Here is an 11,442-nt window from a genome sequence, read left to right on the forward strand (position 1 = left end):
GACCTGCGCCATCTCGCTCATGGTGGTCGGGCAGACGTCGGGGCACTGGGCGTAGCCGAAGAACAGCACCACCGTCTTGCCCTTGAAGTCGGCCAGCGTGCGCGGCTTGCCGTCGACGTCGGACAGGGAAAAGTCACGGGCGTAGTCGGCGCCGGTGATGTCGACCGCGTGGAAGCTGGGCTTGGCCTCGGTGCAGGCCGCGAGATGCAGGCCGGCGACCACGGCGACGCCGGTCCAGGCCAGGGTCCGGAGCATTTGCCGCTTGTTCATGGGTTCGATCATTGGAGGTAGTGGTCGACCAGCAGCGCCGCGAACAGCACGCTCAGGTGGATCAGCGAGAAGCGGAAGGTCTTGCGGGCCAGCGCATCGGAGTAATTGCGCCACAGCGCGAAGGCATAGCCCGTGAAACCGATGCTGACGCCGATCGCGACCACCAGGTACAGCCAGCCGCTCATGCCGTAGATGAAGGGCATCAGGCAGGCGGCGAAGAGAATGAAGGTGTAGAGCAGCACCTGCAGCCGCGTGAACTCGTTGCCGTGCGTCACCGGCAGCATCGGCAGGCCCGCCTTGCGGTAGTCCTCGACCCGGTACAGGGCGAGGGCCCAGAAGTGCGGTGGTGTCCACAGGAAAATGATCAGGAACAGGATCAGGGCCTCGGGGCCGACATCGCCGGTCATCGCGGCCCAGCCCAGCACCGGCGGCATCGCGCCCGAGGCACCGCCGATCACGATGTTCTGCGGCGTCAGCGGCTTCAGGATCACGGTGTAGACCACGGCGTAGCCGACGAAGGTGGCGAAGGTCAGCCACATCGTCAGCGGGTTGACCGTGAACCAGAGCAGCGCCGAGCCGGCCGCGCACAGCGCCGCCGAGAAGACCAGCGCCTGCCGGTCGCTCAGTTGCCCGCGCGCGGTCGGCCGCCAGGCGGTGCGCTTCATCTTGGCGTCGATGCCCTTCTCGACCAGGCAGTTGAAGGCGGCCGCGGCACCGGCGACCAGCCAGATGCCGAGGCAGGCCAGCGCGCCCTGCTGCAGGTCGGCCCAGGTCGGCACGCCGGGCACCGCGAGCACCATGCCGATCAGGGCGCAGAAGACGATCAGTTGAACCACGCGCGGCTTGGTCAGCGCATAGAACTGACGCAGCACGCTGGCGGCGCTCTGGGCGGGAACGGAAACGGGGGCACTCATCCGGCCACCTCCATGTTGGGAACGCGTTGGCCGGCGCCGGCGGCGCTGGGTGCGCCCGCGCGACGGCTCTCGCAGAGGGTCCAGGTCAGTACCACCGCCAGCGCGGCGGCACCGCCGGTGTGCAGCAGCGCCGCCGCGAGCGGCCAGCCGAGCAGCACGTTGCCGAGGCCGCTGGCCAGCTGCAGCAGGGCCAGGCCGGCGAGCCAGCGCGCCTGGGCTTGCAATGGCGCGACGCGGCGCAGCCGCCAGGCCAGCAGGCCGAGAGCGACGAACACGAAGTAGGCCATCAGCCGATGGGCATAGTGGATCGCGGTGAGCGCGGTGAACTCGATCGGGGCACCGGCGCCGGTCTCGCCCAGATGGCGCCAGATCTCGAAGCCTTGCGCGAAGTCCATGGGCGGCCACCAGCTGTCCTGGCAGATCGGGAACTGGGTGCAGGCCAGCACGGCATAGTTGGTGCTGACCCAGCCTCCCAGCGCGATCTGCAGGCCCAGCAGCACGGTGGTGGCGATCAGCAAGCTGCGCAGCCCCGGCGGCAGGGGCGTCGGCAGCCGCTGTGTCGCCGCCTGCTGGTAGCGCACCGCCTGGATGCACAGCAGGGCCAGCAGCACCGCCGCGCCCATCAGGTGCAGCGTGACGATGGCCGGGAACAGCTTCCAGGTCACGGTCAGGGCGCCGAAGGCACCCTGCAGGCAGACCCATGCCAGCGTCGCCGCTGGCCACCAGGCGCTCAGCGCGCGCTCCCCGCGATGGCCGGCCTGTCGCTGGCGACGGCGCACCACCCAGGTGGCGATCGCCAGCACCAGGATCAGGAAGCCGACGCCGGTGGCCAGGTAGCGGTGGACCATCTCGACCCAGGCCTTGCCGTGGGTCACGGGCCCGGTCGGTTGGGCGGCCTGCGCCATCGCGATGTCGTGGCGGGCGCCGACTGGGCTGGCATTGCCATAGCAGCCGGGCCAGTCGGGGCAGCCCAGGCCCGAATCGCTCAGGCGCGTGAAGGCGCCGAACAGGGTCAGGTCGAAGGTCAGGAACAAGGTGAGCACGGTCAGCGCATGCAGCCGGCGCGCAGCACCGGTGCCGGCATTTCGGCGCCAGACCCAGATCAGCGGGCCGAGGGCCAACAGCACGCCCACGGCCAGCAGCCAGGCGATCGGCTTGAGGTCGTAGAGCGAAGCGGTGTCCATGGCGGAATCAGCGGCCGGCCTCGTCCCAGGACGAGGAAGCGCGCAGCAGGCGGTCGAGGTCGCGCTTGCCGCGGCTGGCACCGGCGGCATCCATGCGGGCCGGGAAGCGCATCATGAGGTTGCCCAGCGGGTCAACCACGAACAGGTGTTCCGCCGGCGCATGGCCCGCAGCGGCAGGCAGCCATTTGGCGATGTCGGCCGCCGGCAGGCGCAGCACGGTCGCGCCGCGCAAGCCGTTGGCCAGGCGCTCGGGCAGCGGCTGGTCATCGCTGACCAGCCAGACGCGGTCGAGCCGGTCTTTCTCGCGTCCCAGGCTCTCGCGCAACTGGCGCTGCAGGTAGAGCTGCTGCTCGCAGAGGGTGTCGCAGGCGGCATCGGCCACCGACAGCAGCAGCCACTGGCCCTCGAGTGACGGCAGGCGCAGCGTCTTGCCGTTCGGCAGGTTGGCCTCGATGTTCGGCAGCGGGCGCTGGGGATCGATCAGCTCGCCGTAGACGCTGCGGCTCTCAGGTCGCACCACGTAGTAGGTGAAGTAGGAGGCGATCACTGGGGCCGCGCAGCACAGCAGCACGAAGATCATCTTCCAACGGCCATGGACCGTGCGCCGGCCCTCGGCGCCCGCCAGCGCCTGGCGCGGCGACGGCATCGAGTGCACGGTCAGGCCGAGCGGCTCGTCAGCCACGGCGGGCAAGGCGTGCGCGGCGGAAGGGGGCGATGAGTTGGAACCAGACATAGAGGAGTACCACGAGAGCCGAGAGGCCGAACCACTGGAATGCATAGCCGTAGTGCTTTTCGACACCCAGCGCGGGTGCCGGCCAGTCGCGCTGCAGGCCCTCGGAAGCCGGCCCGACCTGCTGCAGCGAAACGTCGGTCCGCAGCGGCAGCCCGGTTTCGGCGCGGAACGCTTCGAGACCGAGATTCTGCCGGATGCGCGAAGACCCCACGGCTTCAGGCGCGCCGGTGCTCGCCGGCGCTGGCGCCGACGCGGCGGCAGCCGGCGCATCGGCCTTGCCCAGATCGAGCAGGTGGGCCGGCGGAGGCGCGATCCGGGCCGTCACCTCGACCAGGCCGCTCGGCGTCTCGACAGCGCCCAACTGGGCCCGGTCGGTGAAGTTGCGCTGGATCCAGCCGCGCAGGATCAGGACGGTCTGCTCGGTGCCTTCGAGGGCGAAGGGCGTCAGCACATAGAAGCCGGGCACGCCGTGCATCTGCCGGTTGTCGAGATAGACCGTGTGCGGCGACAGCCAGAGCCCACGCAGGCGAACCGGACGGTGCATGGCGGCAGAGGCGTCTCCGAGGGCCAGGAAGGCCTGCTGGTCGAGCGGCGGAAGGCTCTTCTGGGCATCGATCTCGGCTTGGATGGCTTCCTTCTGCGCCGCGCGCGACAACTGCCAGCGACCCAGCGAGACCGTGGCGGCAAGCGTCAGCAGGGCGACCGCGGTGACGAACCAGAAGCGGCCGGCGCGCCGGGGATGGGCCGGTTCCCGGAAGTCCGCGATCAAGGGAGGGTGCGGCGCTGGCGGCCGATAATGTGGGTCATGAAATATCTTGTCGCCCTCGCCTTCCTGGGCATCCTGGCGAGTCTTGCGGTGGCGCTGTTCTTCATGCTGAGGGACGGGCGCGACGGCCGCGCCAAGAGCGGCGGCATGGCGCGCGCGCTCACGGTTCGGATCGGGCTTTCGGTCCTTTTGTTCCTCTGCGTCCTGCTGGCGTGGAAGCTCGGCTACATCCAGCCAGGGGGCCTGCCGATCGGCAAGTAGATGATGCTCGTTCCAGGAGAACCATGAAAAAAGCGCCTTGCGGCGCTTTTTTGTTTTGCCGTCGCCGATGCTCAAAGCCAATAGACCAGGAAGTACAGGCCGAGCCACACCACGTCGACGAAGTGCCAGTACCAGGCCGCGCCCTCGAAGCCGAAATGGCGCTCCGGCGTGAAATGGCCCTTGCGCAGCCGCAGGGTGATGAAGAACAGCATCAGCATGCCGATGAACACGTGCAGCCCGTGAAAGCCGGTCAGCATGAAGAAGGTCGAGCCGTAAGCGCCCGAGCTCAGCTTGAGGTTCAGCTCGGTGTACAGGTGATGGTATTCGTAGCCCTGGACGCTCAGGAAGCTGAAGCCGAGCAGCACGGTCAGCCACATGAAGCGCACGCTCTGCGCGCGATGGCCGGCACGCAGCGCGTGGTGGGCGATCGTCACCGTGACGCCGGAGCTCAGCAGCAGCGCGGTGTTGATGGTCGGCAGCCAGAACGGGCCGACGGTCTGGAAGGGCTCGACGATGCCGGCCGGCGAACCGGTCGCCCCGACGGCCGCGGTCGGCCAGACCGCCTTGAAGTCGGGCCACAGCAGCGCGTTGTCGAGGCTGCCGAGCGCGGGCAGCGCGTGGGTGCGGGCCCACCACAGCGCGGTGAAGAAGGCGCCGAAGAACATCACCTCGGAGAAGATGAACCAGCTCATGCTCCAGCGGAACGAGAGGTCGACCTTGTGGCCGTACAGGCCGCCTTCGCTTTCGCGGATCGAGGTGCTGAACCAGACGAAGAGCGTGCCGAGCCAGGTGATCATGCCGGCCAGCAGCGACCACGCGCCCCACTGGTGGCCGTTGATCCACTGGGCCGCGCCCAGGATGACGAAGAGCAGGCCGGTCGCGGCCATGACCGGGTAGGCCGATGGCCCGGGCACGAAGTAGTAAGGCGTGCTGCCGTGGGTGGTTGAGCTCATATCAGGTCCTGGCTTTCTTCTCTGGCTTCATTATCTGTGGGATTCTGTTCATCAGGCGGTGGCCACCCAGCGCACCAGCAGGATCAGCGCGGCCACGAACAGGGCGACGGCCACGAAGGCCACGGCGATGAGGTGCAGCGGGTTGACCTTGGCGAGATCGTCCTGGTAGCCGCTCTTCTTGCGGATGCCGAGAAACGACCAGCCCACGGTCCTCACCGTGTGCCACAACGAGCCCTTGCGTGCGACGTCCGAGCTGCTCACGAACGCGGCTCCGTCGCGGGCACGGGGACCGCGGCATTGGCGGCCACCGGCGCCGCCGGCGTCTTGCCGCCAACCTCGAAGAAGGTGTACGACAGCGTGATCGTCTTGACGTCCCTGGAGATCTTCGGGTCGATCACGAAGGCGACCGGCCACTGCTTCTTCTCTCCGGGGTCGAGCGTGTACTGGTTGAAGCAGAAGCACTCGAGCTTGTTGAAGTACGGTGCGGCCTGCTGCGGCGCGTAGCTCGGGATCGCCTGTGCCGCCATGCGGCGGTTCTGGACGTTCTGGAACTCGTACATCACGGTGTTGAGCTGGCCCGGATGGACCTCCATCGAACGCTGCGCGGGCTTGAAGTCCCAGAGGCCGCGCACGTTGGCGTCGAACTCGACCGTGATGGTGCGGCCCATGTCGACCTGGGTGTTGTCGGGCACGCGGACCTGGTCGCCGCCGCTGGCGCCCCCCGGCACCTGCAGTTCCGACAGGGCCAGGATGTTGATGCCGGTCATCTCGCAGATCGCGCGATAGAGCGGCACCAGCGCATAGCCGAAGGCGAACATGCCGGCCGCGACGACGACCAGCTTGCCGACCATGCGGACGTTCTCGCGGCGGATGCGTTGACCGATGCCCATGGCGATTCAGCTCCCGGCCCTAGCGGCCGATCCAGACCATGCGGATGATGAAGCCGATGAAGAACAGCAGCGCGATCGAGGCCAGCGTGAGCCCCATGCGGCGGTTGCTCCTCTTTTGTTCGGGCGTCATAACGTGCCTGCGATCAGCCGATCACGCGGGTTGCGGTCGCGTCGAGCTTGGGCGGCGTCTCGAAGGTGTGGAACGGCGCCGGCGACGGCACTTCCCACTCGAGCCCTTCGGCGGCTTCCCACGGCTTCTGCGAAGCCTTCTCGCCCTTGCCCATCATGGTCGGCAGGACGATGAAGAAGAAGAAATAGACTTGCGCGAGACCGAAGGCGAAGGCGCCGACGCTGGCCACCGCATTGAAGTCGGCGAACTGCATCGGGTAGTCGGCATAGCGGCGCGGCATGCCCGCCAGGCCCAGGAAGTGCATTGGGAAGAAGGTGATGTTGAAGGAGATCAGCGACCACCAGAAGTGGATCTTGCCGCGCGCCTCGTTGTACATCACGCCGGTCCACTTGGGCGACCAGTAGTAGTAGCCCGCGAACATCGCGTACAGCGAGCCGGCCACCAGCACGTAGTGGAAGTGGGCGACGACGTAGTAGGTGTCCTGCAGCTGGGTGTCGATCGGCGCGACGGCCAGGATCAGGCCGGTGAAGCCGCCCATTGTGAACACGAAGATGAAGCCGACCGCGAACAGCATCGGGGTCTCGAAGGTCATCGAGCCCTGCCACATGGTGGCGATCCAGTTAAAGATCTTCACGGCCGTGGGCACGGCGATCAGCATGGTCGCGTACATGAAGAACAGCTGGCCGGTGAGCGGCATGCCGGTCGTGAACATGTGGTGCGCCCAGACGATGAACGACAGGATCGCGATCGACGAGGTGGCATACACCATCGAGGCGTAGCCGAACAGCTTCTTGCGCGAGAAGGCCGGGACGATCTGGCTGACGATGCCGAAGGCCGGCAGGATCATGATGTAGACCTCGGGGTGGCCGAAGAACCAGAAGATGTGTTGGTACATCACCGGGTCGCCGCCGCCGGCGGGGTTGAAGAAGCTGGTGCCGAAGTGACGGTCGGTCAGCGTCATCGTGATGGCGCCGGCAAGCACCGGCATCACGGCGATCAGCAGGTAGGCGGTGATCAGCCAGGTCCAGCAGAACATCGGCATCTTCATCAACGTCATGCCGGGCGCGCGCATGTTCAGGATGGTGACGATGATGTTGATCGAGCCCATGATCGACGAGGCGCCCATGATGTGCATCGCGAAGATGCCGGCGTCCATCGAGGGGCCCATCTGCAGCGTGAGCGGCGCGTAGAGCGTCCAGCCCGCGGCCGGAGCGCCGCCGGGCATGAAGAACGAACCCACCAGCATCAGCGCCGCCGGGATCAGCAGCCAGAAGCTGAAGTTGTTCATGCGGGCGAAAGCCATGTCGGAGGCGCCGACCTGCAGCGGGATCATCCAGTTCGCGAAGCCCACGAAGGCCGGCATGATGGCGCCGAACACCATGATCAGGCCGTGCATGGTGGTGAACTGGTTGAATAGCTCGGGGTTCAACAGTTGCAGGCCGGGCTGGAACAGCTCGGCCCGGATCAGCAGCGCGAGCACGCCGCCGACCATCAGCATCGTGAACGAGAACAGCAGGTACAGCGTGCCGATGTCCTTGTGGTTGGTCGCGAACACCCAGCGGCGCCAGCCGGCAGGTGCGCCGTGGTGGTCGTCGTGGGCATGGTCGTCGTGACCGTGTGCGTGGCCGTGGGGGTCGAGGACTGCGCTCATCTTGGTTTTCCTTGCAAACTCTTCGTGGGCGCCGGCTTACTTGGCGCGCTCGGCCAGCACTTCGGACGGCTGGACCAATTGACCGGTCTTGTTCGACCAGGCGTTCTTGGTGAAGCTCACGACCGCAGCGATATCGGTGTCGCTGAGCTGCTTCCAGGCCGGCATCGCGCCGTTGTTCTGGCCATTGAGCACCACGTGGAGCTGCTTCTGGTGATCGGCGTCGAGCACGATCGGGGAACCGTCGAGCGCCTTGATCGGGCCGGCGCCGCGGCCATTGGCCTGGTGGCAGGCCGCGCAGTTGGCCGCATAGACCTTCTCGCCGCGSGCCAGCATGTCGGGCAAGGTCCAGACCTTGGTCGGATCGTCCTGCTTGGCGGCGGCTTCCTTGCGCTTGCCGTCGACCCAGGCGGTGTAGTCGGCCGCGGCCAGCACCTTCACGTGGATCGGCATATAGGCGTGCTCCTTGCCGCAGAGCTCCTGGCACTGGCCGTAGTAGTCGCCGACCTTCTCGGCCCGGAACCAGGTGTCGCGCACAAAGCCGGGGATCGCATCCTGCTTGACGCCGAGCTGCGGCACCGCGAAGGCGTGGATCACGTCGTTGGCGGTGGTGATGATGCGGATCTTGGCGTTGACCGGCACCACCAGCGGGTTGTCGACCTTCAGAAGGTAGTCGTCCGGCATCTCGCCGCGGGCGCCGGCGTTGGACATGGCGCGCTGCGAGCTGTCGAGCGTCGAGATGAACGAGAGCCCTTCGCCTTCGCCCTTGAGGTAGTCGTAGCCCCACTTCCATTGGTAGCCGGTGGTCTTGATCGTGAGGTCGGAATTGGTGGTGTCCTTCTGGGCCACCAGCACCCGGGTCGCCGGCAGCGCCATCAGGATCACGATCAGGAAGGGCACGATGGTCCAGATCACCTCGACCACCACCGATTCATGGAAGTTGGCCGACTTGTGGCCGACCGACTTGCGGTGCTTCCAGATCGAATAGAACATGACCGCGAACACCGCCACGAAGATGACCGTGCACAGCACCATCATCACCGTGTGCAGGAAATGCTGCTCTTGAGAGATCTTCGTGACACCGAAGGGCAGATTCAATTGACGCACCGACGGGCCGCCGGGCAGGTCGTTGACTGCGTGCGCCGCGCCGCTGAACGCCGCGCCGGCCGCCAGCAGCAGATTCGCCGGCCAGATCTTGTTCCGCCAATTGCTCTTCATCGTGTTCACTTCTTCGTTTCCTGTTAACCCCACCGGTCCCCACGGTGCGACATCGCGCTCGCCCCCTCAGGCGCTGCGCAATGCCATGCGAATCTCGCGCGCCAGCGCCGCACGCAACTCCGGGCGCACATAGCGCCCCACCCTGACCGAACGACCCTGCCCCGAGACCTCGATCAGCGAGCGATCGCTGTCCTGGGGCTCGACCCGCACCTGGTGCGGCAAGAATTCCGTGCGCTCATAGTGCCCACCGTTCTCGAGCTCGACCACCAACCTGCCGCCCTGCAAGGCGATCTTCTCGCCATCGGTCGCGTGCCGCGCATAGAGCACGAACGCAAACCCGACCGCGGCGAGTTCGAGCCACGCAAACGGCAGCACGAGCCGCGCGCCGTTCAGCCAGAAAACCATTCCGATGCCGAGCGACACCACGCAGAGCGACGCGTACAGCCAGCCGAGCTGGCTCGGCGTGACCGAGCAGTTGCGCTTCAGGAACCAGTGGATGCTCTGGCCGGAAACAGTGGCAAAACGAAACACGGAATTCGACACGGGCGAGTTCAGCAAATCGGTGCGTCGACACGCTGTCAAACTTGGGTCGGACAGGCCTCGATCACGGGACAATACCCGGGAGTTCACGCAGCGGCGAATTGTAGCGGGTCAGGCAAGGCGGACTCAGTTGCCTACACGACCTCGCTGCAGCATGGAACGCATTTCGCGCAAGGAAACCGCACTTTCTGAAGCCAACGCCACACGCGGGGCCGGCTTGAAGGCATGCCCGTAGATGATTTCGAAGGTCAGCGCGATCCGCCCGCCGCCCTCGGGGGCCGGCGCGAGTTCCGGCAGCGCGGCGCCCAGCGCCTGCCGCCACGCCTTGCCGCGCAGGGCCGGGAAACGATCCGGATGGACGTTYCGCCCCAGCGTCCGCAGCTCAGCCAGGGCGGTGTCGGCGCTGGCCCAGGTCAGTACGATGCGCTCCATGTCCATCACCGGTTCGGCGAAGCCCGCGCCGACCAGCATGTCGCCCCAGTCGTGCATGTCGGTGAACTCGTGGCTGGCGGGCGGCCAGCCGAGCTGCCGGTGCAGGCCGCGCAGTTCCTGCAGGGTGTCGGGCCCGAGGCAGGAGAACATGAGGAAGCCGTCGGTCGCGACCCCCCGGTGCCAGCGGGCGATCAGCGCCTGGGGGTCGGCCGCCATATGCAGCGCCATGTTGGCCCACAGCAGGTCGACGCCGTCCTCGGGCGGCGGCTCGAAGCTCGGGCGGGCGCCCTGCCAGCGGCGGGCGGTCCACCAGGGTGCTGTCAGAGAGCGGGCGGTGACGGCGGCCAGTGCCGGTTCCGGTTCGATCACGAAGGGCGCGGCATCGCGGTAGCGGCGCGCGACCAGCGCATGCGCCCCGAGGCCGCCGCGCAAGGGCGCCCAGTCGGCCCAATGGCGCGGCCGCGCCTTGATCCACTGCAGCCGGTCTTCCATCCGGCGGYCGACTTCCTCGTGCAGCCAGGGGGATTCGGCCGCCGGCGCGAGCCGGCTCCAGCGCGCGGCCGCCGTGGCATCGATGGTCGGCGGGCGCTGTGCGGGGTCGGTGGGCATGGGCTGCTGAGTATATTGACGGATGTTCAAGCGCTGGACCGTACGGCCTTTCTCGTCGCTGCTCGCCCGCCTGCCCAGCCAGTGCGCGGCCTGCCGGTACCTGGCCGTCGGCGCCGGTCTGCGATGCCTGCGTGGCGCGATTCGCGCCACCGGTCCGGCGCTGCGGGACCTGTGCGCTGCCCCTGGGACCCGGCTCGGCGCCGTGCGGCGAATGCCTGCTGCATCCGCCGCCGCTCGACGCCTGCCTGGCGGCCTGCGCCTACGTCTGGCCCTGGCCGGAGTGCATCGCGGAATTCAAGTTCGCGGCGACGCCGGCCGCGCCGGGCCGCTGGCCACGCTGATCAGGAGCGCACCCTGGGTCGCCGGCGCTCGAGGCGGCGGATCTCCCTGCTGCCGATGCCCTTAGCGCCGATCCGGCTGCGCCAGCGCGGCTTCAACCAGGCCCACGAGCTGGCGCGGCGGCTGGACGCCGCCAAATGCGCCCCCGGCCTTTTGCTGCGTACCCGCGAGACCGCGGCGCAAAGCGGCCTCGACCGCAAGGAGCGGCTGCGCAGCCTGCACGGTGCCTTTGCACTGGACCCGTCGCGCGCCGAGGAGGTACAGGGTCGCCGCGTGGTGCTGGTCGACGACGTGATGACCAGCGGCGCCTCGCTGTTCTCGGCGGTCCAGGTGCTGCGCGCCGGTGGCGCCGCCCACATCACGGCGATCGTGCTGGCGCGGACCGACCGGCCCGACTAGGCGACTAGTACAACATCCCTTAAATAGCTTTATGTAATAGGCTCGAAGTAGGGGCCGAGCAAAGAGACGACCAGATCGGCCACCGTGGCGAGGTCCCCGGTGCCGGGCAAGGGCTCCCATCGGCCGGTGTGGCTGCGGAATGCGGCTGAGTAGGAG

General features: G+C 67.5%; 16 protein-coding genes. 3 read left to right on the forward strand and 13 right to left on the reverse strand.

Features of this window, described 5'->3' with window-relative positions; translation table 11 throughout:
* The 5 genes from AC1DY5_RS25210 to AC1DY5_RS25230 form a co-directional block, all read right to left on the reverse strand.
* Positions 1 to 270 (reverse strand): SCO family protein (locus AC1DY5_RS25210; RefSeq protein WP_478115804.1); only part of this gene is annotated, 270 nt, incomplete at its 3' end.
* Between the two features lie 8 nt (positions 271 to 278).
* Positions 279 to 1,184 (reverse strand): heme o synthase, encoded by a 906-nt coding sequence (gene cyoE, locus AC1DY5_RS25215; RefSeq protein ID WP_478115805.1) that lies wholly within the window; start codon positions 1,182 to 1,184, stop codon positions 279 to 281.
* On the reverse strand, positions 1,181 to 2,368 hold the full coding sequence (locus tag AC1DY5_RS25220; RefSeq protein ID WP_478115812.1) for a COX15/CtaA family protein: 1,188 nt from the start codon (positions 2,366 to 2,368) through the stop codon (positions 1,181 to 1,183). The genes cyoE and AC1DY5_RS25220 overlap by 4 nt, the downstream gene beginning before the upstream one ends.
* A gap of 7 nt (positions 2,369 to 2,375) precedes the next feature.
* Positions 2,376 to 3,101: an SCO family protein gene (locus AC1DY5_RS25225; RefSeq protein ID WP_478115815.1), complete on the reverse strand. Its 726-nt coding sequence runs from the start codon at positions 3,099 to 3,101 to the stop codon at positions 2,376 to 2,378.
* The gene (locus AC1DY5_RS25230; RefSeq protein ID WP_478115817.1) at positions 3,043 to 3,870 is read right to left on the reverse strand and encodes an SURF1 family protein; all 828 of its coding nucleotides are present in this window, start codon (positions 3,868 to 3,870) and stop codon (positions 3,043 to 3,045) included. The genes AC1DY5_RS25225 and AC1DY5_RS25230 overlap by 59 nt, the downstream gene beginning before the upstream one ends.
* Before the next feature lie 36 nt (positions 3,871 to 3,906).
* On the opposite strand from AC1DY5_RS25230, the gene AC1DY5_RS25235 reads away from it, so the two are divergent.
* Positions 3,907 to 4,128 (forward strand): twin transmembrane helix small protein, encoded by a 222-nt coding sequence (locus AC1DY5_RS25235; RefSeq protein WP_478115818.1) that lies wholly within the window; start codon positions 3,907 to 3,909, stop codon positions 4,126 to 4,128.
* A gap of 71 nt (positions 4,129 to 4,199) precedes the next feature.
* On the opposite strand, the gene AC1DY5_RS25240 is transcribed toward AC1DY5_RS25235, so the two are convergent.
* From AC1DY5_RS25240 to AC1DY5_RS25275, 8 genes are all read right to left on the reverse strand, one after another.
* On the reverse strand, positions 4,200 to 5,081 hold the full coding sequence (locus tag AC1DY5_RS25240; protein WP_478115820.1) for a cytochrome c oxidase subunit 3: 882 nt from the start codon (positions 5,079 to 5,081) through the stop codon (positions 4,200 to 4,202).
* Between the two features lie 51 nt (positions 5,082 to 5,132).
* Positions 5,133 to 5,342, reverse strand: a complete 210-nt coding sequence (locus AC1DY5_RS25245; RefSeq protein ID WP_478115822.1) for a DUF2970 domain-containing protein — start codon at positions 5,340 to 5,342, stop codon at positions 5,133 to 5,135.
* Positions 5,339 to 5,971 (reverse strand): cytochrome c oxidase assembly protein, encoded by a 633-nt coding sequence (locus AC1DY5_RS25250; RefSeq protein WP_478115824.1) that lies wholly within the window; start codon positions 5,969 to 5,971, stop codon positions 5,339 to 5,341. Before AC1DY5_RS25250 ends, AC1DY5_RS25245 begins: the two co-directional genes overlap by 4 nt.
* Before the next feature lie 19 nt (positions 5,972 to 5,990).
* Positions 5,991 to 6,101, reverse strand: coding sequence for a cytochrome oxidase small assembly protein (locus tag AC1DY5_RS25255; protein WP_478115826.1), 111 nt, complete (start codon positions 6,099 to 6,101; stop codon positions 5,991 to 5,993).
* A gap of 13 nt (positions 6,102 to 6,114) precedes the next feature.
* A complete protein-coding gene (gene ctaD, locus AC1DY5_RS25260; protein WP_478115828.1) occupies positions 6,115 to 7,752 on the reverse strand; it encodes a cytochrome c oxidase subunit I in 1,638 nt (545 codons plus the stop codon).
* 36 nt (positions 7,753 to 7,788) lie between these two features.
* Positions 7,789 to 8,967, reverse strand: a complete 1,179-nt coding sequence (gene coxB / locus AC1DY5_RS25265; RefSeq protein ID WP_478115830.1) for a cytochrome c oxidase subunit II — start codon at positions 8,965 to 8,967, stop codon at positions 7,789 to 7,791.
* 66 nt (positions 8,968 to 9,033) lie between these two features.
* Positions 9,034 to 9,510, reverse strand: a complete 477-nt coding sequence (locus AC1DY5_RS25270) for a DUF2244 domain-containing protein (RefSeq protein ID WP_478115831.1) — start codon at positions 9,508 to 9,510, stop codon at positions 9,034 to 9,036.
* 123 nt (positions 9,511 to 9,633) lie between these two features.
* Entirely contained in the window at positions 9,634 to 10,548 is a 915-nt protein-coding gene (locus AC1DY5_RS25275) for a biotin synthase (RefSeq protein WP_478115833.1), read from the reverse strand.
* 131 nt (positions 10,549 to 10,679) lie between these two features.
* On the opposite strand from AC1DY5_RS25275, the gene AC1DY5_RS25280 reads away from it, so the two are divergent.
* Positions 10,680 to 10,889, forward strand: a complete 210-nt coding sequence (locus tag AC1DY5_RS25280) for a hypothetical protein (RefSeq protein WP_478115835.1) — start codon at positions 10,680 to 10,682, stop codon at positions 10,887 to 10,889.
* A 55-nt stretch (positions 10,890 to 10,944) separates the two neighbouring features.
* Positions 10,945 to 11,286, forward strand: a complete 342-nt coding sequence (locus AC1DY5_RS25285) for a ComF family protein (protein WP_478115837.1) — start codon at positions 10,945 to 10,947, stop codon at positions 11,284 to 11,286.
* Positions 11,287 to 11,442: the final 156 nt, after the last annotated feature.

This window comes from Variovorax sp. P4_D9 (assembly GCF_056401695.1).

Coding starts and splice junctions, on each gene's coding strand:
- AC1DY5_RS25255 (WP_478115826.1), bottom strand. CDS start 6,101: ATGACGCCCGAACAAAAGAGGAGCAACCGCCGCATGGGGCTCACGCTG.
- AC1DY5_RS25250 (WP_478115824.1), bottom strand. CDS start 5,971: ATGGGCATCGGTCAACGCATCCGCCGCGAGAACGTCCGCATGGTCGGC.
- ctaD (WP_478115828.1), bottom strand. CDS start 7,752: ATGAGCGCAGTCCTCGACCCCCACGGCCACGCACACGGTCACGACGAC.
- AC1DY5_RS25240 (WP_478115820.1), bottom strand. CDS start 5,081: ATGAGCTCAACCACCCACGGCAGCACGCCTTACTACTTCGTGCCCGGG.
- AC1DY5_RS25235 (WP_478115818.1), top strand. CDS start 3,907: ATGAAATATCTTGTCGCCCTCGCCTTCCTGGGCATCCTGGCGAGTCTT.
- AC1DY5_RS25220 (WP_478115812.1), bottom strand. CDS start 2,368: ATGGACACCGCTTCGCTCTACGACCTCAAGCCGATCGCCTGGCTGCTG.
- cyoE (WP_478115805.1), bottom strand. CDS start 1,184: ATGAGTGCCCCCGTTTCCGTTCCCGCCCAGAGCGCCGCCAGCGTGCTG.
- AC1DY5_RS25225 (WP_478115815.1), bottom strand. CDS start 3,101: ATGTCTGGTTCCAACTCATCGCCCCCTTCCGCCGCGCACGCCTTGCCC.
- AC1DY5_RS25285 (WP_478115837.1), top strand. CDS start 10,945: ATGCCCTTAGCGCCGATCCGGCTGCGCCAGCGCGGCTTCAACCAGGCC.